The sequence below is a fragment of the Lacticaseibacillus chiayiensis genome (assembly GCF_004123795.1).
In the GTDB taxonomy this organism is placed as follows: Bacteria; Bacillota; Bacilli; order Lactobacillales; family Lactobacillaceae; genus Lacticaseibacillus; species Lacticaseibacillus chiayiensis.
Genome location: NZ_MSSM01000021.1, coordinates 92589 through 113450 on the forward strand (window position 1 = coordinate 92589; position 20862 = coordinate 113450).

23 protein-coding genes are annotated in these 20862 nt (G+C 48.8%); 3 read left to right on the top strand and 20 right to left on the bottom strand.

Annotated features, from left to right (window positions below):
• Nucleotides 1-22 precede the first annotated feature (22 nt).
• From mvk to fni, 3 genes are read left to right on the top strand one after another with little or no spacing between them, the layout of a single operon-like run.
• Nucleotides 23-958 (top strand): mevalonate kinase, encoded by a 936-nt coding sequence (gene mvk / locus BVJ53_RS08840; RefSeq protein ID WP_129302096.1) that lies wholly within the window; start codon nt 23-25, stop codon nt 956-958.
• A 7-nt stretch (nt 959-965) separates the two neighbouring features.
• Nucleotides 966-1970, top strand: coding sequence for a diphosphomevalonate decarboxylase (gene mvaD / locus BVJ53_RS08845; RefSeq protein WP_129302097.1), 1005 nt, complete (start codon nt 966-968; stop codon nt 1968-1970).
• Complete coding sequence (fni, locus tag BVJ53_RS08850; RefSeq protein ID WP_129302098.1) at nt 1936-2970, top strand: type 2 isopentenyl-diphosphate Delta-isomerase; 1035 nt, start codon at nt 1936-1938, stop codon at nt 2968-2970. The genes mvaD and fni overlap by 35 nt, the downstream gene beginning before the upstream one ends.
• Nucleotides 2971-3054: 84 nt before the next feature.
• Here the strand turns inward: fni and BVJ53_RS08855 are convergent, their stop codons facing one another.
• The 20 genes from BVJ53_RS08855 to rpsU form a co-directional block, all read right to left on the bottom strand.
• Nucleotides 3055-4386, bottom strand: coding sequence for an RsmF rRNA methyltransferase first C-terminal domain-containing protein (locus BVJ53_RS08855; protein WP_129302099.1), 1332 nt, complete (start codon nt 4384-4386; stop codon nt 3055-3057).
• The gene (locus BVJ53_RS08860; RefSeq protein ID WP_129302100.1) at nt 4373-5326 is read right to left on the bottom strand and encodes an ABC transporter permease; all 954 of its coding nucleotides are present in this window, start codon (nt 5324-5326) and stop codon (nt 4373-4375) included. Before BVJ53_RS08860 ends, BVJ53_RS08855 begins: the two co-directional genes overlap by 14 nt.
• A gap of 205 nt (nt 5327-5531) precedes the next feature.
• The gene (locus BVJ53_RS08870; RefSeq protein ID WP_129302101.1) at nt 5532-6275 is read right to left on the bottom strand and encodes an SAM-dependent methyltransferase; all 744 of its coding nucleotides are present in this window, start codon (nt 6273-6275) and stop codon (nt 5532-5534) included.
• Nucleotides 6276-6377: 102 nt separating this feature from the next.
• A complete protein-coding gene (locus BVJ53_RS08875; RefSeq protein ID WP_025012406.1) occupies nt 6378-6725 on the bottom strand; it encodes a metal-sulfur cluster assembly factor in 348 nt (115 codons plus the stop codon).
• Nucleotides 6726-6760: 35 nt separating this feature from the next.
• Nucleotides 6761-6949 (bottom strand): 2-hydroxymuconate tautomerase, encoded by a 189-nt coding sequence (locus BVJ53_RS08880; protein ID WP_025012407.1) that lies wholly within the window; start codon nt 6947-6949, stop codon nt 6761-6763.
• A 119-nt stretch (nt 6950-7068) separates the two neighbouring features.
• Entirely contained in the window at nt 7069-7863 is a 795-nt protein-coding gene (locus BVJ53_RS08885) for a Nif3-like dinuclear metal center hexameric protein (RefSeq protein WP_129302102.1), read from the bottom strand.
• Nucleotides 7850-8560: a tRNA (adenine(22)-N(1))-methyltransferase gene (locus BVJ53_RS08890; protein ID WP_129302103.1), complete on the bottom strand. Its 711-nt coding sequence runs from the start codon at nt 8558-8560 to the stop codon at nt 7850-7852. Before BVJ53_RS08890 ends, BVJ53_RS08885 begins: the two co-directional genes overlap by 14 nt.
• Nucleotides 8561-8709: 149 nt before the next feature.
• Nucleotides 8710-9960 (bottom strand): RNA polymerase sigma factor RpoD, encoded by a 1251-nt coding sequence (rpoD, locus tag BVJ53_RS08895; RefSeq protein WP_129302104.1) that lies wholly within the window; start codon nt 9958-9960, stop codon nt 8710-8712.
• 13 nt (nt 9961-9973) lie between these two features.
• On the bottom strand, nt 9974-11743 hold the full coding sequence (gene dnaG / locus BVJ53_RS08900) for a DNA primase (protein ID WP_129302105.1): 1770 nt from the start codon (nt 11741-11743) through the stop codon (nt 9974-9976).
• Between the two features lie 194 nt (nt 11744-11937).
• Nucleotides 11938-14007 carry a glycine--tRNA ligase subunit beta gene (gene glyS / locus BVJ53_RS08905; protein ID WP_129302106.1) on the bottom strand — a complete coding sequence of 690 codons (2070 nt, stop codon included), beginning with the start codon at nt 14005-14007 and terminating at the stop codon, nt 11938-11940.
• A 1-nt stretch (nt 14008) separates the two neighbouring features.
• Nucleotides 14009-14905 carry a glycine--tRNA ligase subunit alpha gene (gene glyQ, locus BVJ53_RS08910; RefSeq protein ID WP_129302107.1) on the bottom strand — a complete coding sequence of 299 codons (897 nt, stop codon included), beginning with the start codon at nt 14903-14905 and terminating at the stop codon, nt 14009-14011.
• A gap of 582 nt (nt 14906-15487) precedes the next feature.
• The gene (locus tag BVJ53_RS08920) at nt 15488-15799 is read right to left on the bottom strand and encodes a hypothetical protein (RefSeq protein WP_129302109.1); all 312 of its coding nucleotides are present in this window, start codon (nt 15797-15799) and stop codon (nt 15488-15490) included.
• A gap of 111 nt (nt 15800-15910) precedes the next feature.
• Complete coding sequence (gene recO, locus BVJ53_RS08925; protein WP_129302110.1) at nt 15911-16726, bottom strand: DNA repair protein RecO; 816 nt, start codon at nt 16724-16726, stop codon at nt 15911-15913.
• Nucleotides 16726-17628: a GTPase Era gene (gene era, locus BVJ53_RS08930; RefSeq protein WP_129302111.1), complete on the bottom strand. Its 903-nt coding sequence runs from the start codon at nt 17626-17628 to the stop codon at nt 16726-16728. Before era ends, recO begins: the two co-directional genes overlap by 1 nt.
• Nucleotides 17625-18014 carry a cytidine deaminase gene (locus BVJ53_RS08935; protein WP_129302112.1) on the bottom strand — a complete coding sequence of 130 codons (390 nt, stop codon included), beginning with the start codon at nt 18012-18014 and terminating at the stop codon, nt 17625-17627. The genes era and BVJ53_RS08935 overlap by 4 nt, the downstream gene beginning before the upstream one ends.
• A 2-nt stretch (nt 18015-18016) precedes the next feature.
• The gene (locus BVJ53_RS08940) at nt 18017-18415 is read right to left on the bottom strand and encodes a diacylglycerol kinase family protein (protein ID WP_129302113.1); all 399 of its coding nucleotides are present in this window, start codon (nt 18413-18415) and stop codon (nt 18017-18019) included.
• The gene (ybeY, locus tag BVJ53_RS08945; RefSeq protein WP_129302114.1) at nt 18399-18857 is read right to left on the bottom strand and encodes an rRNA maturation RNase YbeY; all 459 of its coding nucleotides are present in this window, start codon (nt 18855-18857) and stop codon (nt 18399-18401) included. The genes BVJ53_RS08940 and ybeY overlap by 17 nt, the downstream gene beginning before the upstream one ends.
• Nucleotides 18858-18861: 4 nt before the next feature.
• A complete protein-coding gene (locus BVJ53_RS08950; RefSeq protein ID WP_129302115.1) occupies nt 18862-19848 on the bottom strand; it encodes a PhoH family protein in 987 nt (328 codons plus the stop codon).
• Nucleotides 19849-20194: 346 nt separating this feature from the next.
• Nucleotides 20195-20629 (bottom strand): GatB/YqeY domain-containing protein, encoded by a 435-nt coding sequence (locus BVJ53_RS08955; RefSeq protein WP_191983440.1) that lies wholly within the window; start codon nt 20627-20629, stop codon nt 20195-20197.
• Nucleotides 20630-20656: 27 nt separating this feature from the next.
• The gene (rpsU, locus tag BVJ53_RS08960; RefSeq protein WP_005687665.1) at nt 20657-20833 is read right to left on the bottom strand and encodes a 30S ribosomal protein S21; all 177 of its coding nucleotides are present in this window, start codon (nt 20831-20833) and stop codon (nt 20657-20659) included.
• Between the last annotated feature and the right edge of the window lie 29 nt (nt 20834-20862).

A 20862-nucleotide genomic window follows, 5' to 3' on the forward strand; every position in this document is an offset into this window, starting at 1 on the left:
AGAATATTAACGAGGTGTTTATATGGAAATCGGGACGGGTAAAAGTTATGCAAAAATTATTCTTATTGGGGAGCACGCGGTCGTTTATGGGGAACCGGCTATTGCGCTTCCAGTCAAAAGCATCGGCTTGTCAGCGCGGGTGGCACCGTTGCCTGATGGTCGCCAAGAGGTCACGTCGGCTTTTTTTAACGGTGATTTGAACGCTGGCCAGCTGACCAACTTTGCCGGAATTGCCATGCTGATTCGCCGGTTGCTTGTATTCTTTGATGCTACTGATCAGGGCTTTCACCTCACCATTACCAGCGCATTGCCATCTGAGCGAGGGATGGGATCCTCAGCAGCAACTGCGGTGGCGGTTGTGCGAGCCTTTTATGATGCGTTTCAGACAGCGTTGACGCGCACGGCTTTGCTGAATTGGGCCGATATTTCCGAAAAAGCGTTACATGGTAATCCCAGTGGCTTGGACGCGGCTACGGCCAGTGCGGAGAAGCCGCAGTGGTTTGTTCGTGGCAAATCATTGCGTTCAATCATGATGCCGCGGAATGGCGTCTTGCTTATTGCTGATACCGGCATCGCAGGTCAAACCAAAATTGCAGTTGATCTTGTCGCGCGGAAGCTTAAACAGGAACCTAAAGTTTATCGACCGCTTATTACGGACATCGGCACAGCAGTTCGTCAGGCAGCGCTGGCTTTGGCTCAGGATGACATCATCACGTTAGGGCAACTATTGAACCGCGATCAGACAGATCTAGCGGCACTTGGCGTCAGCAGTCCGGAGTTGGATCGGTTGATTAATGTCGCTCTCGATCATGGCGCATATGGTGCCAAATTAACCGGTTCCGGCATGGGCGGCTGTATGATTGCCCTTGCCGCAGAAGACCAGGCTGCGACGATTATTCAGGCGCTTAAAGCAGCTAATGCGGTTAAAGTCTGGGAATACCACTTTGAAACGAAATGAGGCACCTATGACAACTTATGTACGTGCACATACGAATATTGCGCTGATTAAATACTGGGGTAAAGCCAATAAGCGGCTTATGTTACCGGCAACGAGCAGTATTTCCCTGACGCTGAACGATTTTTATACAGATACAGCGGTGACGTTTGATTCAGCACTTTCAGAAGATCAGTTTGTCCTCAATAATCAACCACAATCACCGGTCGCTGTTAGCCGGTTTTTGGATCATGTCCGGAAGTTAGCCAATGTCAAAACCCGTGCCCGGGTGATCTCGTTGAACCACGTGCCAACTGCGGCCGGTTTGGCCAGTTCTGCCTCGGCATTTGCTGCACTGGCATTGGCCGCCAGCCGCGCCGCCGGTTTAAACTTATCACCCATCGATTTATCGCGCTTGGCAAGGCGCGGATCCGGCTCGGCAACACGATCGATTTTTGGCGGTGCCGTCATCTGGCATCGTGGCTTTGATGATACCTCTTCATTTGCCGAACCCTTGGCGATTCAGCCGACGTTACCGTTACGCATGTTGGTTGTTACCGTTTCAGATCAGAAAAAAACGGTCAGTTCCCGCACCGGCATGGCTAATACCGCCGCAACCAGCCCTTATTACCAGGCGTGGGTGAAGGCTAACGAATCCTTGATAAGCCCCATGATCACGGCGCTGGCCGAAGACGATTTTGCCACGATCGGCGCGCTCACCGAATTGTCCAGTATGCGCATGCACGCTGCGATCATGGCTGAGGAACCGCCATTTACCTATTTTCTGCCAGAAACCTTACGCGCATGGCAACTCGTGCAGGAACAGCGCCGGCTAGGTATTCCCGCTTTCGTCACAATGGACGCGGGACCCAATGTCAAAATTCTCACGACGGCACCCTATGTGGATGTGCTCATGACTGCATTGCGGCCAGCTTTCGGTGATCGCATTCTCAGCACCCAAATTGGCCCTGATGCCCAGATGATCACAAAGGAGCAATTTCATGACACAGAGTCAACAATCACATCGCAAGGATGAACATGTCTTCTTGGCAGAAAAATATTTTAAAGCCGATGCTAATGCCGGGTTTGATCAAATTCGATTGCTTCATCGTGCGCTTCCGGAGACGGCCTTAGCTGACGTTGATCTGACGCCACCGTTGCCTTTTGGCTGGCGCTGGCCGATTTATATTAACGCGATGACTGGCGGTTCCCCGCAAACCGGCAAATTGAATGCCCAACTCGGTCAATTGGCAAATGCGTTGGGTGTCGCCATTGCCAGTGGTTCGCAGTCAGTCGCCTTGCATGATCCTGAGTTGAGTTCAACGTTCACAACACTACGTCAGCATAATCCTGATGGTTTTATTTTTGCTAACATTGGTGCTGGCCATGATGTGCAGGCGACCATGAAAGCTGTGACCATGTTGCAGGCGGATGCGCTGGAGGTGCATTTGAATGCGGCGCAGGAAGTGATCATGCCTGAAGGTGATCGCGACTTTTTATGGCAAAAAAACATTCAGGCGATCGTGGCAGGAGTTTCCGTTCCGGTGGTGGTAAAAGAAGTTGGTAATGGATTCATTCGTGAAGACTTGCAGACTTTGCAACAGTTGGGTGTTCGCTATGTCGATGTAGGTGGGCGCGGCGGCACCAATTTTGCTATTATTGAAAATGCGCGTCGGCCGCAACAGGACTTTGGGTATATGCGAGACTGGGGCCAGACAACGGCTGAATCGCTGCTTGAGGCCCGTGGCTTGCCGCTGGCGATTCTGGCGACCGGTGGCGTTCGTTCGCCGCTGGACGTGGTCAAAGCGCAACGGTTAGGTGCCCAAGCGGTCGGGATTAGCGGGCTTGTGCTTCATCATTTGATTCAAACCGGCTATAGTGCGACACTCGCGTATTTTCAGAAGTTTCTACACCAGATTCGACAACTCTATGCGCTGCTTGGCGTCACAAACTGGCGCGCGTTGCAAACTGCTCCCGCCCTTCTCAGCACTGAACTGGAGCATTATCGCCGTGCCCGCAATTTGCCGATGATTTGACCGTTAACAACGGGCCAACAAAAAAAGATGATCTGAGAGTCAAAAATCAAACTCTTGGATCATCTTTTTTATACTGCTTACTGGCTAAATGCGTAACCCTTTTGGATAAAAGTTTTTGATGGTGCCATTGACTATTTTACCGATCGCGAAGGGTTTGTGTTCAAACGTCAGTAACGCAAATCGCTTACCAGTGGCTGTTACCGATAAAGTTTCACCATGACGATAACGGGCATAACCATCCTGATCGACTTCGATGACTGTCTGAAACGTTTTTGGCGATAACGCGGTGGCCAAACTGTGACTGGGTTCGAAGCGTTTTTTGCGAAAACTGCCAAGTTCCAACCCTGCCCGCACCACTTTTACCCGATCAAACGGCAGCATGGTTGATGGTAGCAATGACAAGAAATCACCGTGGCGATAAAGCTGGCCGGATAACGACTGATTTAAGCTGGTTGTGAAAAAGTCACGAACCATATCCATTGCTGGCTTGGCCAATGGTTTCAGTGAAAGCGTTGCAGCGGTGCGCACTGGCTTTTCGCCTGCCAAGCGTAGTTTAGCAACAAAATGGCCTTCACCCCGCAGCCGATGCGGAAACAGGCGCACCGTTTTGGCTAACGCTGGATTCCCATCGGCCCATTCAGGTCGCCCGGTTTCCATTCCTGGATAGGTTTTGATGGGCTCAAGCGTCATATCATAGTTTGTTAGTAACCATGCGACGATTTGCTCGTCTTCTTCCGGGCTAAAGGTGCAAGTTGAATAAATCAAATTGCCCCCGGGTTGCAGCATTTTAACAGCCGCCTGCAGAATCTGCTTTTGTCTGGCAGCACATTCAGCCGGATAATCGCGATGCCAATATTGAACCGCGTCTGGATCTTTGCGAAACATACCTTCGCCCGAACACGGTGCATCAACCAGAATCCGGTCAAAAGTTTGCGGCCAGGCCTTTGCCAGCGTGTCAGGATCATTATTGGTCACCAGAATGTTTCGACTGCCCCAGCGTTCAAGATTGCCGGATAGCACTTTGGAACGCGCCGGGTTAATTTCATTGCTGACGAGCAAGCCAGTGCCATCTAGATAGCTGGCCAATTGCGTCGACTTGCCTCCCGGGGCAGCACAGAGATCGAGAACCCGCTCACCAGCTTGCGGCGCCGCGACCGTGCCCACAAACTGAGCACTGGGTTCCTGACTGTAAACAAGGCCCGCAACGTGATCAATATCATTACCGGCAATTTTGCCATAATATCCCCAGGGACTCCAAGGAACAGGATCATTCATTGCTTCATCCAGCGGCCAGGGTTTGGCGGGATCACGCCGGAAACCACTCACCGGTTCTGCATCAAAGCTGGCCAAAAAAGCCGCCGCGTCCGTCCCCAATAACCGGTTATATTTTTCTTTAAAAGCTTCAGGTAGTTGCACTTGTGCGATCCTTTCTGCGAATCAAGTAGCGCAGGAAAACAGTGGTGGCAATCGTTAAAATAACCAGAAAACTCCAGATGTTGGTTCTGGTGGTGAAGTAGAACCACCAATTAGCAAACAAACCGCCAAGAAAAAGGCTAATACCCACATGACTGGCGCAACTGGACAAAACACCCCGCAGATATCTAGCGCGCATATTGATTTCCAAGCCGGATGTCTGTAATGGCCCGATCATCGTCACCATCAACAAACTCAAAAGCCCTGCCCCCATCAGCAATAGCCCACAGAATAAAGCGGTTTGCCCATAAGTTCGCCACCAGGTAGCCGCATCGTTATCGCTGAAATGAACCCGATGAACGCGACTTGCCCGTAAAATAGTCTTCAATGTCTTGCTGTGCTGGTTAGCGCCATCAACGTAAATTTTAACGTGCTTTAAGGTCAGCCCTTCATTGGCCATATTCGGCGAAGCATTCAGAAAAACCGCCTTGTTAAGTGGGCTTCCCTTACGCGTACCGACTGTTCCCAAGACTGGAATGTACTGGCCGTTAACACTCAGATAACGTTGATTATTGCCAGTATAAAGCTTATCTGCTAAATCATGACCGACCACCGCCACTGGCAGACTTGATGCAAAATCGCCCGTTGAAAACCACTGCCCGCTTTCTACTGGGAGACTCGCCACCGACCCACGTTGATAAACGTAAACCAACTGTTTCGTCACAAACTGTACCTGGTAACCGGAAAAATCGGTTTTTTCAAGCTCAGCCACAGCCTTCGTCACACTTCGCGAACTACTCGTGACATATTCTTGTGCCATTTCAGACATGCCAAGATGATCCAGCTGGCTGGCATATTCATTTTGATCATGCTGCGACCAAACCAACCCAGCCAAAATTGCCAAGCCGATCCATAGAAAATCAATCAAAAATAATTTTTTCACGAGACCCTCCTGTGAGCTGAGCGTTAGCCGACGCGCTTAGAAACCGGAGTGTAGGTGGCCTCAGTCGTGATGGCCCGGCTTAGGCCATTGTGACTGAGGCCCTTACACGCAGTCCCTGCGTCCGCGAACGCGTTATGGTGACAGCAAACTTGCTTTCAAGCTAACAATACACTATCAAAAACAGTCCATACCCTAACAGCCAGCATCACTGCAACCGATACACCCGCTCATGAATCGCATCGAAGTGGCCTAACGCCTGATTCAATGCGAATAAGCGGCGATCAGGTACCTGCCGAGCTTCTTGCCAAAACAAGCGACTGTTGGTGGCACCTTGGCGTTCACCAATGACAAATAATTGCTGATCGGGAAACGATCGCGCCATGATATGTAAAAAGCGCACATCATTCGGATCTTTATCTGGGCTCCAAGCCATGACCACCGCATCAACCTGACTCGCATACAGGAACAAGGAAGCATTAGCAGTTGCGGTTTTGACGGGAACTAAAGGCTGCTGACCGGTTCCATTTTCTTTGACCCAAGTGTGAGCATCCGTGGCAATCGTGGCATCGCCTTGTGCGCGCAACCCGGCACTAACATAACCGTTACCAGCTGCTACTTCCAAATAACGCTGGGGGCCATATAGATGATGCCAGACGTTAAAGAAGTCGGTGTGGACAAATGACCACATCCCATAATGAAACGCAATGTAACGCCGAAAATTATGCAGCAAATGATCCAGTTGTTGCAACTCTGCCAATCGCGCGTCAGGCAAAGCTAAAGCATGTTCGATTTGCGGCGTTGTCAGGCCTAACCAAGGCAAGGCATGTTGCGGCAAGCGGTTATTCGCCACGGCCTGTTGCCACGTGGTCATTGCCGTTATTTGTTGTTTAAGTGGCAAAATGGGTGTGTATTTTCGCGCTAACTCATTTAACCGGGTCCAATAAGCCATATCAACCTCGATCTTTAACGAATACTAGTAAAAAATATGCAGAAAACACTCAAAAGCCGCCAGAAACGGCGGCTTTTACGGTGAACTTTGACAGCCAAAACGTTAATGGATACCCAGTGCCATTTTGGCATAGCGGCTGAGACGCTCAGGACCCCATGCTGGGTACCAAACCAGGTGAATTTCGACACTTTCGATCCCATCAATTGCAGTTAAGGCCCGCTTAATATCAGCATCCAGCATATCCGTTAATGGGCAGCCCATCGTGGTCAGCGTCATTTCAACGGTACACTTGCCATCTTCATCCAAATCAACACCGTAAATGAGCCCGAGATTAATTAAATCAATCCCTAATTCAGGATCGATCACTGTCTCCAGCGCATCAAGAATCTGTTGCTTCATTTTATCAAAATAGGCCTGATCCTGAGTGGTGGCTTCGTCATGATCTGCCATCAGCGGTCCCTTCTTTCCTAAAAGCTTGCAGAACCCTACGCTTTATCGGCCGCCAAGACACCTGCAACGGCATAATGTTCTTTTGCCATTTCATTTAACACAATATGCACATGTTCGGCAGGTGCACCAGTGTCCTTAACAATAGCAGCGGTCACATCCTTGACAAGTGCCTTCAATTGCTCCGGCGAGCGGCCTTCGATTAAATCAATATGGACTAATGGCATGACATTTCGCTCCTTCAATCATCGTTTGGTGAAAGTTAATTTGTTCCATTTTAGCATGCGAACGTTTTTTGCGCACGTTTTACCGTATAAATGTAAGTAGTCTCGTCCGGTCGATTTTTTTACATAAACGTAAACGGATCCGTAGATAACTTCGACGGAATCGCTTTGACATCCCATCCTTCGACTGCTGCCCATTCATTAATCAAAGCGGCAACTTTGCCTTTCATGATGGCTTCGATGTGATGGCCTGGATCAATGACCGGCAAATCTGCCGCCAACATGTCATGACCGGTGTGATAATACACGTCCCCAGTAATGAAAACATCCGCACCGGCTTCCTTGGCATCGTTGAAAGCATCGCCACCATCGCCACCAAGAATGGCAACGCGCCGAACCTGGCGATCCAAGTCGCGCGCAATCACCCGAAGTCCCTTAACGTTATAGGCAGCCTTGATCTGTTCAACGAAGGCTTCAAGTCGAACTGGTTCCGGTAAAAGACCGATCCGGCCCATATTAGCGCCTTCACCTTCGTTAATAAACGGCACGACTTGGCTTAAACCCAATGCTTCGGCCAGCCAGTCATTCATGCCTTTCTGCACCCGATCCAGATTCGTGTGGGCGCTATAAACCAGCAAATCGTCCTTCAGAATCTGGGCATACATGGCGTTTTGCGGTACCCGCAAGTCGAGGTTGTGAACAGGTCGAAACATGGCCGGATGGTGGGAAAAAATCATGTCAGCGTGAATCGCCTCAGCCTCCTTAACAACTTCCGGACGAACATCAAGGGTCACCAAGACCGTTTTAACCGTTCGTTCCGGATTACCTAATTGCAGTCCGCTGGGATCTCGTTCCATAGCAAGGCTTAAAGGGGCATAATCTTCGAATCGATTGATAATCTGCTTACCGCTTGTCATGTGCGTTTAACTCCTCCTTAATGAGTGCCAGGATATGCTCTTGTTCCCGAATCTTAGCCAGTGGTACCATTCGCGCATCTGCCAACCCCTCAAGAACGGCTTCGGTTTTTTCAGCCTCCCGATGCATCTTTTTCATGAACACCGGATTTTTCTGGCGGCGTAAAATAGGGCCAAAGCGCAGATCCGCTTCTGAATACGGAACATCTGGTTTGGCTTTACCAGCTGCCATGATCTCATAGATATGGCCTTCATCTTCGACAATCTGTTCACCGATAATGCCATACCCGTGTTTGTCTAGCCAAAGACGGACGTCGTATTGGTGACGATTCGGTGCCAATACCAGTGTTTCGGTGCCATCCATTCGCGTCATTCCTGCGTCTAGAATATTAGTGATTAATTGTCCACCCATGCCGGCAATCACAATGGTTGAGATAGCGTCAACCGGCTTGATGCCGGCTAAGCCGTCTGCCTGGCGTACGTCGATTTGCTTGGTTAACCCCGCGGCAGCCACGTTTTGTTTGGCGATTGCCACCGGACCGGCACCAATATCACTGGCGACGGCGAATTGAATGGCACCACGCTTGACAAGCTCAATTGGTAAAAGAGCATGATCGGTACCGATATCCGCAACCCGTTCGCCCGGTTCGATAAACTTGCTGATCGTTTGCAGGCGCTTCGATAAATGTATATGATCCATTAACTTTACGATCCCCTCATCTAATTGACAGTTTTCATTATAACAAACTGATGCAAAGATGCTGGTATTCTGCTAAAAATCAATTGGTTTGAAAGCAAAAAGCCGCCATCTCGGTTGAGAGAGATAGCGACTTTTCAGACTTGATTTAATTATTCAAGAAAATCTTTAAGTTGCTTGGAACGACTCGGATGACGCAGTTTGCGTAACGCCTTTGCTTCGATTTGGCGAATGCGTTCGCGTGTCACGCCGAAGACTTTGCCGACTTCTTCCAATGTCCGGGTACGGCCGTCATCAAGTCCAAAGCGTAACCGCAAAACATTTTCTTCACGATCGGTTAAGGTGTCAAGCACACTTTCCAACTGTTCCTTTAGCAGTTCATAGGAAGCGTGGTCTTCCGGACTGGTGGCGTCCTGATCTTCAATGAAATCACCTAGATGGGAATCGTCCTCTTCACCAATTGGCGTTTCAAGCGATACCGGTTCTTGGGCGATTTTAAGAATTTCGCGAACTTTTTCGGTCGGCATATCCATTTCAGCACCAATTTCTTCAGGCGTTGGTTCACGGCCAAGGTCCTGAAGCAGTTGCCGTTGAATTCGGATCAGCTTATTAATGGTTTCAACCATATGCACTGGAATCCGGATTGTCCGGGCTTGGTCGGCAATCGCACGGGTAATCGCCTGGCGAATCCACCAAGTTGCATACGTCGAGAACTTGAAGCCTTTGCGGTAATCAAACTTCTCGACTGCTTTCATCAGACCCATGTTTCCTTCTTGAATCAGATCCAGAAACTGCATGCCACGGCCGACATACCGTTTGGCAATGGAAACAACCAACCGTAAATTAGCTTCGGCCAAGCGCTGTTTGGCTTCCTGATCACCTTGTTCGATCTTCAGTGCCAGTGCGACTTCTTCGTCTGCGGTCAGCAACGAAACCCGGCCGATTTCCTTTAGATACATCCGCACAGGGTCATTGATCTTAACCCCGGAAGGTGCGGACATGTCGCTCATTTCCTTCTTGGAGACCTTTTTTTGCTTCTTCAAGCTGATGGTCGCCGGTTCGCCGTTTTCATCAACGATCGCAATGCCGTTGTCTTCGATTTTTTGCATCAGGTCATCGATGGCATTACTCTTGAGTTCGAACGGTTTGATCAACTTAGCGGTCAAATCGTCTTCGGTAATCTGTTTTTTCTTCTTATAGTCTTTGATCACAGCCTTGACAGCACTATCAAATGCCTTCGTGGTTGTGTGGGTCTTGCTAGCGGTAGTCTTCTTGGCCGTTGTTTTCTTGGCGGTGGTCTTCTTAGCCTTCGCCTTCACACTGGTTGCCGTCTTTTTGGCAGATGCAGCCGTTGTTTTCTTTGTGGTCTTGTTTACTTCAGTTGCTGTTTTTTTCTCAGCCATTAAAGTTCCTCCCCTAGCCTTGTTGTTGCTTCAAAAGTTTCATGAGATTCACATATTGCACTGTTAACTCGCCTTGTTTCTGCTTGTCGCCCAAACGTTGCGCTTCAACAATCGCCTGTTTGATTGCCTGCAGCCGCGTCACTGTCGAGGCAGACGTGATCGTCTGGATTAATTCGTCAATAGTCGCCTCGGTGGCTTCAGGCAATGACTGCATGGCAACATCTGCCGCCACACTGCTGAGTTCGGGATCAACCCGATCCAGGAATCCCGCCAGATCACCGTCTGGTTGTTCATGCAAAAAATTCAGCCATCCGGTAAAAAGTGTCTGGAAATAAGCGGTCGGAAATACGAATGTAGCATTTTTCAGCCGCTGCATCACCAAATCATCATGCCACACATAATATAATAACTGTCGTTGCGCCGCCGTGTATCGATCAAGCGGGCGGGCTGGTTGTTCCGTGACAGTCGGACGCGCAGTGGTTGGCTGTGATGGCTGTGGCTTGGGCAAACTTTGATTCAATGCCGAGATCGGCACATCAGTTGTTTCGGCTAATTGTTTGACGTAAACCGCGCGGGCAACCGGATCATTGATTTTACCGACGATTTTTAGTGCCGCATTCAAGTACGTCAACTTAGCCTGATCGTTGTGCATATCCACGCCGCGGGCTAAAAATTGTAACATAAATGCGGTTGGCGTCAACACCGACTTGACTTGCGCCTGAAAAGCCTCGGCACCACGCGCACGAATATATTCATCAGGATCCATGCCGTCCGGTAAAACCACTACATCGGTTTGCAGTCTTGGGTGATCGGCCAACATCGTCACCGCGCGTTCGATGGCTTTTTGGCCGGGCTCATCACCATCGTAACAAACTGTCAGTCGTTTGCTTAAATGACTGATGATGTCAACTTGCTCGGTCGTTAGGCTCGTGCCCATCGAAGCAATGCCGTTTTTAACCCCGGCTTGATACGCTGCGATGACATCCATATACCCTTCAAAAAGAATCGGTCCGCCATCACGACCAATCTCGGCTTTTGCGCGGTGCAGATTAAACAAAATGTCGCGTTTGTTAAATAGTTTTGTTTCCGGGCTATTTAGATACTTGGCCTGGGTCTTATCGTTTTGTAGAATCCGCCCGGAAAAACCAACGACCTTGCCATTGGCGTCTGTCAGTGGGAACATGACGCGGTCGTTAAAGCGGTCGAATAATTTACCTGCCTGATCTTCGACAAACAAACCACTGGCACGCTGATCCTGGTAATCGATTTTACGATTATTCAGAAATGCCACCAACAGATTACGTTCTTCAGGAGCATAGCCTAGCTGAAATTCTTCAATCGTCTCATCGGTCAACCCACGCTTGTGCAAATAGGCCAGTGCCGCTTCGCCTTTTTCCGTATTGACCAGAATGTGGTGAAACAGATCAGCCGTGTCTTGCAGAATATGCTGTTGCTTGGTAATTTCAGGATCAACCGGCGCTACATGGCCAATTTGGACATCAAGCGGGATACCCGCAAAATCCGCGACCTTCTTAACGGCTTCAGGGAACGTGACATTGTCATAGTCCATGACGAACTTGAAAACATTGCCACCGCGACCGCATGAAAAGCAATGGAAGATTTGTTTCGGCTCATTAACAGAAAATGATGGCGTGTGTTCTTCATGAAAAGGACAGAGACCAAAAAGATTTTGGCCGGTTTTACGCAGTTGGACGAATTGCCCAATATAGTCGGCGATGTTAACCGACTTCAGGATTTTGTCGACAGTGGCCTCTGGAATCATTCCGGCGATATCCGCTCACTTCCCTTCCGCGATAGGCGCAACAGCAACGATTTTCACCATCACTGCGGCACGACTTGAACCGATTGAAATAGCTGTAAAAAGTCGCACTTCTCATATGAAATGCGACTTTTGAATAGTCTATCGGCAGATTAATACAAAATACAGTATAGCCCCTTGACGGCTAAAAAGCAAATCTACTTCACAATCACCTGACTGACATCGCCAAACTGTCGGATAAGTCGGGCAAGTTGCTGTAAGGTGGCCAGCCGATTCGCGCGCACCGCTGCGTCATCGGCCATAACCATGGTAGCATCGAAATAAGCATTAATCGGGTCAACCAAAGCTTTGAGCGCCTGATAATCAGCTTCAGTTGGTTCCGCGTCAAAGGTTTGGGCAGTCGTGGTCACTGCTTGGTGTAACTGGCCTTCTGTATTATTTTTAAACTTGTCTGGATCCACTTGGGTATCAGTGGCTTTGTTACCGGTAATCCGCAGCACTCGACCCAAGGCTTCCATGACGGCTTTGAAATCGTCATCGGCTGCATGGGCAGTCAGCACTTTGGCAGCATCCAAAATCCCGGCAATATCAGCATCGCTGCGAACCGTGACTGCATCCACGATATCATGCCGAATCTTTTCGCCTTGAAGCAATTGCTTGGCACGATCGATGACGAATGCGTTAAGTTCTTCTTGATGGGCCGCAAAATCTAGCCCGTTTGTTTTCCCGGCTGCAGCAAGTGCTTGGGCAATGGCAGGTTGCAGTTTGGCAAGCGCAAATGGCCAGTCGTGGGCCGCAATCATGCGGACAATGCCATAAGCTTGGCGCCGCAATGCATATGGGTCGTTGGAGCCGCTGGGGATTAGATCAACGGCGAAGAAGCTCATCAGTGAGTCCAGTTTGTCAGCAATGGCTAAAACCGTCCCAACCAAACTTTGCGGTAACGCACCGTCAGCGGCAATCGGTTCATAATGCTCGGCAATCGCCTGTGCCACCGCTGGCTTTTCGCCGGCCAGTCGTGCGTAGTGCTCGCCCATAATGCCTTGTAACTCCGGAAATTCACCGACCATCGATGTGACCAGATCAAACTTATAAATAGAAGTAGCCCGATCCAAGTCAGCTTTGTCCGCGGTCGACAAGCCAAACTTGTCAGCAAGTATATCGGCAATGACTTTCGTGCGGCCCATTTTGTCATACATTGAACTGATTTTATCGTGAAAACTAACCGCTTTGAGACGCTCAACATCTTCGGCGATGCTGCGCTTTTGATCTTCTGCATAGAAGAAAGCAGCATCTTCAAGTCGAGCAGCCAAGACCTTTTCGTTGCCGGCAATCACATTGGCCAGATGGTCGCGATTCCCATTACGGACGCCAATGAAGGCATTGACCATCTTACCGGTCGTGTCGCGCGCATAGAAGTATCGCTGATTATCTTTCATTGAGGTGATTAGCACGGCTTCAGGGATCGCCAGGTATTTCTTGTCAAAAGTGCCCGCAAAAGCAGTTGGCCATTCAACCAGATTATTGACCTCTTCTAACAAATCGGAATCAAGATCGATTTGCCACTGATGATCAGTCGCGATCTGTTTAATTTGGTCGCGAATAAGCTGTTTGCGGGTAGCAGGTTCGACGATCACAAATTGGTCTTTCAACGCCGATACATAATCATCTGGATTCGCCAGCGAAACGGGTTTGCCGAGGAAACGGTGGCCTTGTGTGACCCGACCGGCTTCGACATCCAATAATTTCATCGGTACAACTTGATCATCCAGCAAGCTGACCAGCCAATGAATCGGCCGAATGTATTCAAAATCATAGGCGCCCCATTTCATTCGCGTTGGGAACGTCAAGCTCTTGATGACAGCCAGCATCCCCGGCAGAATTTCGGCTGCGCTCTTCCCTTTAATGGCCTTATGGAGGTAAACATAATCAACGCCTTTGACGGTTTTAAAAACAATGTCGTCCGGGGTCATGCCTTGCCCGCGTGAAAAACCAATGGCAGCTTTCGTCCAGTTGCCATCTGCATCTTGTGCAATTTTCTTGGCAGGGCCTTTGACGTCTTCTTCAATGTCGGCTTGTTTGGCGGCTAGATCATGCACCAGTAATGCCAGCCGCCGCGGGGTTGCGTAACAGTCAATCGTACCATGTTCAAGATGATTGGCTTTCAGAAAAGCAACTGTCTTGTCATGAAATTGGTTCAGACTCGGCGTTACAACATGGGCAGGCATGTCTTCAAGGCCGATTTCGATCAGATAGTCATGCGTCATGTTATTGCACCTCCGTTTTGCGCTGCAGCAATGGGAAACCGAGCTTTTTGCGCTCAGCCACAAATGCCCGGGCAACTTTATGTGCCATCTTGCGAATTCGACTCATATACCCGGCCCGTTCGGTAACCGAAACGGCGCCGCGTGCATCCAACAGGTTAAAAGTATGACTGCATTTGAGGATGTAATCATAAGCTGGATGAACCAAGCCAAGATCCATCAGTCGCCATGCTTCTTTTTCATAAGCATCGAAGAACTTCAATAACATCTCTTGATCGCTAACTTCAAAAGCATATTTACTGTGTTCATATTCAGGTTCTTTGAAAATGTCGCCGTACAAAACACCGTCGCCCCATTCAAGATCAAAAACGCTATTAACGTCTTGAATATAAGAGGCTAAACGTTCGACTCCGTAAGTGATTTCGCTGGTGACCGGCGACACTTCAAGACCACCGACCACTTGGAAATACGTAAACTGGCTGACTTCCATACCATCAAGCCAGACTTCCCAGCCTACCCCAGCGCAACCCATGGAAGGATTCTCCCAGTTATCTTCAACAAAGCGAATATCGTGTTCCAAAGGATCGATGCCAAGCGCTGCCAGTGAATCCAGATAGTAGTCCTGGATGTTTTCCGGCGACGGCTTCATGACCACCTGAAATTGGTGATGCTGGAACAACCGGTTCGGGTTTTCACCGTAACGGCCATCTGCCGGACGCCGAGAAGGTTCAACATACGCAGCATTCCAAGGTTCCGGTCCGATTGCCCGTAAAAAGGTATACGGACTCATGGTACCGGCGCCTTTTTCTACATCATAGGCTTGCATCAGCATGCAGCCTTTGTCACCCCAGAATTTTTGCAGGGTCTGGATCATCGTTTGGATGTCCATTTTTGTTGTCATGACAACCTCTTTCCCGGTGAATCGAAGTGGATCTTGGCTCAGACAACATTTTAAGAAACGCGAAAACGTCCCTACGCCAAGAGTTGGCGTAGGGACGCTTCTGCGCGGTTCCACCCTACTTCAGACAGTTGCAAAACCTGCCTGCAGCTTCATTATTTGGTTCGAAAACGCCAATCATACCTACCGTCACCAGGCTTGCACTATCCCTGACTCGCTGAAGCTAAGTACCGATATGATCCTTTTTCTCATCACCGATTCAATTTTCCTAATAAGTATAGCATCGCGGTAGGTGCTGTCAAGCGACTTTCTGAAAGCAGAGCGCGAACAGGAGCGCTTAGAAATCGGAGTGTAAATGGCCTCAAGCCTAAATGGCTGGTCTTTGGCCATTTAGGTTTGAGGTTCTTATACGGAGATTTCTGTGACTGTGAGCGCGTTTTCAATGCAGTATCGGCCAATGTTATTTCTTGCCTGCATGCAGTAAGATTTCTTTGGCCATTGCGACCAAAGCCTTTACATTCCGGATTTTGGCCCAGTGAACGCCTTTCATAAAATGTACATATCACTGAGCCACTTCAAGAAATGCTAATTAATGCCGGATAAATGATCGATACTTGGCTTGCTGTTGTTCCAAAGCTCTTCAGGTGTGTAGGTATCTTTTTCAAACAGTGTGACGCTGCCATCGGATTCGATTCGGGCATTAGAGCCCAGCCATTCCCAAGTTGGTGCCACAAAAAAGTTGACCCGTTTACCTTTGCCCTTGCTCGGCGACCATGAGGATACATAATTATCAATAAAATGTGTCCTCATGAACCGCGTTTGTCCGTTATCAAACTTAATTTGTAATATATTTGCGCCCATCCAGACTTTGACAGCTCTGGGTAATGTTTCTGCCATGCTCGCCACCCCTTTGAAAACATCTGCCGAAATCATCTTCACCCAAAAATCATCAATTACGAAAACGCTTACTTGTCTTCAACCTACCACAAAGCTACAGAAAAGCAATGACTATTCTCGATGCTCGTTGTTCGACTGGGAGTCGCTGGGTTTATGCGCGTCTGGCAAGCGATCCTGCCACTGATTCATTTGGTCGATAAAACGCTTGGCTTTTGGCGTCACGCCAACCATGTCGGTGTAAATGATGTCAAGAACCCGTTTTAGCTCGGCTTTGGTGGCAGGTTTAACATTAATGTGTTTCACCTGACTGAGATCAAGGGTGCTAAACCGGCGCAGATAAAAAATAGCGCGCGGACTGGCGTGAAGCCGATGGGGATCTTTATCCCAGTGCCGTTGACACAGAAGACCGCCATAGCTTTCCGAGAAATCCAGCGGCAAGTCGGTGCGGCCATCGATCACACAACCGCGCCAGTTGGGTTCTACGCCATAAGCTTTTAGCATCTGCACCTCAATCACATTGGCGATAATTTGCGGATCAAGACCAGTGTCAATCAAATGTAGGGCTTGCTTGATCTGGTTAAACCAGAAACCGACTGGCTGGCCATCCGGATACGCTAAATCGAGCAACCCAAAAATGTAGGCTGCATAGGCATTTAGCGTGATGTCATTGGAAATTTGGCGGTACTGAGTCACATTTTTGATGGCCGACAAATAAGATAGTCCCGACTCGCGAACCTCACCAATGTAATCGGCATGTGTAAATGGCAAAATACCAGCAGCTAAAGCAAAACCGGGCTTGCGGGCCCGGTTTAACAGAAACATTTTCTTGCCGAACTGATCGGTTAAAATTTTAACCAACATGTCGGATTCGCGATAATTTTGGCGGGACATCACAAGGCCCTCAAAAGTTTGCGTTTGCTTAGCCATTAGCGCAGATCCTTTGTGTTGTAGCCGAGCGATTTAAGATAAGTGTTGTTATCGCGCCAATTTTTCTGGACGCGAACCCACAGCTTTAAGTTCACCTTATCACCTAGCAAATTCTCAATATCCCGGCGTGCCCGAATACCGATTTGCTTTAGCATTTGCCCGCCGCGGCCGATAATGATGCCCTTTTGACTGTCGCGTTCGACAATAATGTAGGCTTCGATCTGTAATTTACCGCCTTCGCGATCTTTCATGCGTTCGACTTGGACAGCCGTAGCATGCGGTACTTCATCGCGGGTGAGTTCGAGGACTTTCTCCCGAATCAGCTCTCCTACGACGAAGTATTCCGGATGATCGGTCAATTGATCTTCCGGATAATACTGCGGACCGATCGGCAAGGCTGCTGTCAACGAGGTTAATAAGTCATCGACATTGTTACCCATGGTTGCGCTGATCGGGAAAACCTGGGCGAAGTCATAATCATGCTGATAGCTTTCGATCAACGGTAAAAGATCATCCGGCTTCACCAAATCGATTTTATTTAAAATCAAATAAACCGGCTTCTTCACCTCAGCCAACTGCCGCATGATATACGCATCGCCAGCGCCTTTTTGCTCATCCGCTGCGACCATGAACAAAATGGCGTCCACTTGGTTCAAGGTCGATAACGCTGCTTTATCCATGTAGTCATCGAGTTCATTTTTAGGCTTATGAATCCCCGGCGTGTCGACAAAAACGATTTGGGCATCAGGCGTGGTATAAATACCGTTGATTTTATTCCGCGTTGTCTGGGCCTTGGGAGACATAATGGCAATCTTTTCACCCAAAATCCGATTCATAAAAGTTGATTTACCGACATTTGGTCGACCGATAATGGCAACAAAGCCAGAATGATGTTCGCTCAAGCGTTCAAATCTCCTTTCGAAAATGCGCCCGGTAGTAAGGCTTGCGGAGTTGTTTGCTGCGAATCACCATGAACGTTGGCAAGCGTGATAACCGCGTCGGCAGCAAAGAATTCGCTGATAACTTGCCTGCATGCCCCACAAGGTGAAACCGGGTCTTCTGTATTCGCAATCACGTATAATTCTTCCAGCTTGGTATAGCCGGCACTCACGGCTGCAAAAATCGCACTACGCTCAGCGCAATTGCTTAAGCCATAACTGGCATTTTCAATATTGGCGCCGGAAAAGATTCGGTCACCGACGCGAACCGCAGCACCGACCGCAAAGTGTGAATACGGAACATAAGCATTTTCGCGTGCTGCCAAGGCAGCGGTACGTAAAACAGACAACTTCACCAACTCCTCAAAAGTTCAAACAACGGCGGCCCGAAGACATAAACACCGGCGACAACGGCGATTAGAGATACCAGCAAAACAGCGCCGGCGCTCATATCCTTAATTTTTTTTGCCCGTAAATCATAGTGTTCCCCGATAATGAAATCCACCAAATTTTCCACAATGGTATTCAATAGTTCGCCTAAGAAAACCAACAAAATGGCTAAAAGCAGGACGAACCAGGAAAATGGCGGTACTTTTAGCCAAATACCGGCAATAATGACCAGAGCCGCACTGGTAAATTCCCGTTTGAAATTATTCTCGTCGACAAAAAAGACGCGCAGCCCATCGAGCGCGTGGCGGGCGCTTTGGATAAAATGTTTGTTTTTGCCGATCTGTTTATCGGGTAAGGCCATAAGCTGCCAGAATTTTCTTTTGAAGCGGAATCATAACGGCTTCATCTTCCGGCTTGATGTGATCATAGCCGTTTAGATGCAAGAAGCCGTGAACCACCGTGTATCCCAGCTCGCGCTCAAAGCTGTGGCCATACTCCTTGGCGTGGCGGCGAACCGTTAGCGGATCAATAAACAGATCGCCAATGTTCTTTGCCATACCCGGAAGCAGCGGCAGATCATCTTCGCCATCTTCAATCGCAAAACTAATGACATCCGTTGCCCGATCGGTGTCACGATATTCACGATTAATCCTCTGAATGTCATCATCACCGACAATCGTGATGGACATCTCGGTATCGGTAGGCAATTTTAACTGTTGTCCGCAAAAAGCAACCAACTTCTGAATCAGATCATGGTGTTGCGCGTCCAATAAATGATCATCATCGTACAACTCTAAGTCCATCGGTCTACTCCTTTGTTCGTTTCTGCAGCTGTAAATCGTGTTTGCCATATGCTTCGATAATCTTGGCAACGACCGGATGCCGCACAACGTCTTGTGATGAAAATTGCGTAAAGGCAATGTGACTAATCCCTTTTAGCAGTTGTTCTGCCTGTAGCAGACCACTCTTGGCATTATTCGGCAAATCGATTTGTGTTACGTCGCCGTTGACGATCATTTTTGAGCCAAAGCCGAGACGCGTCAGGAACATTTTCATCTGGGCCTGTGTCGTGTTTTGCGCTTCGTCAAGAATGGCAAAAGCGTTGTCAAGTGTGCGACCACGCATATAGGCTAATGGTGCAATCTCAATAACACCGCGATCCATTAGCCGATCCGTGTGTTCTTTGCCTAAAACCGCATACAATGCATCATAAACCGGGCGCAAATAAGGATCGACCTTTTCTTTTAGATCGCCTGGAAGGAAACCCAGACTTTCTCCTGCTTCAACGGCTGGACGGGTTAAAATAATTCGTTCCACTTGTCCGGCTTTCATTGCCGCAACGGCCATCACAACAGCTAAGAAAGTTTTCCCTGTCCCGGCCGGCCCGATACCGAAAGTAATATCGTTATGCTTGATTGCATCGACATATTGGCGTTGGCCAAAGTTCTTAACCCGAATCGGCTGGCCCTTAGCGTCCTGCAACAAGGTTTCGCTATACATATCGGCAAAATATTCCAGCGTCCCACGTTTCGCCATGGCAACCGCACTGGCAATATCCTGCGGTGACAACTTAATCCCCTGCGACAACAACTTGCTCGTTGCTTCCAACAGCTGCAAGGTCAAACTAACCGTCTCCGGTTCACCGCTAATGCGCAATTCGTCACCAAAAGGCGAAATACGCACGTTCAAGCCTTCTTCAATCAACGTCAAATTAGCATCATTAATGCCGACAAGGTTAATCGCCATGTCGGGATTGCTAAGTCGGAAAATTTTCTCCGAGGTTTCCTGTGCCAAATATTGGCCCCCTAACAAATATTTTAAGCGATGAAGATGGTATTAGTTTAGCATATTTTAAGAGCGTGAGCAGGCCCGCTTAGAAACCGGAGTGTAAGTGGCCTTAGACCTAAATGGCCGGTCTTTGGCCATTCAGGTCTAAGGTCCTTACACGCAGGTTTCTGGGCCTGCGAGCGCGTTTCCACTACAGCATCGGCCAGCTTGGCTCACATACAACAGTCTTTGGCCATCACGCCCAAGGTCCTTATACGCAGATTTCTGCGACTGCGAGCGCGTTTCCGCTGCAGTATCATCCAACTACCAACCACCACAATAAAAAAAGCCGGTGCTAACACCGGCTTTGTCGTTAACTAAGTTTTTCTTTTACCACGCTGCTGACGAGACCGCCATCAGCTTGGCCTTTAACCTTGGGCATCAGTGTCTTCATCACCTTGCCGAAGTCTTGCTTACCTTTGGCACCGACTTCTTTGATTGTTGCATCAACGATGTCAGCGACTTGGGCTTTGTTCAACTGGGCTGGTAGAAAACGCTCCACAACCTTGATTTCGGCTTCGGTTTCCTGGACCAAATCATCACGGCCACCTTTTTTGAATTCTGAAACGCTTTCCTTGCGCTGCTTTAATTCAGTTGCAAGAACGCTCTTTTCTTCATCCTCGGAAAGCTCATGGCCGAGTTTGATCTTTTCATTGACCAACGCTGTTTTCAACATCCGGACGACGCTCAACGTTACTTTGTCCTTGGCTAACATGCTTTGCTTCATCTGAGCATTAAGCTCATCCATTAAAGCCACTATTCACCAAGTCCTTTATTAATACTTCTTACGTTTACGCGCTGCTTCTGACTTCAGCTTGCGGCGTACGCTAGGCTTCTCATAGAATTCACGCTTGCGGTATTCAGCGAGTGTACCGGATTTGGATACGGTACGCTTGAAGCGCCGAAGAGCGTCATCGAGAGATTCGTTTTTCTTAACAACTGTCTTAGCCATGTGATATCCCTCCCTCCGACACTTGTGTA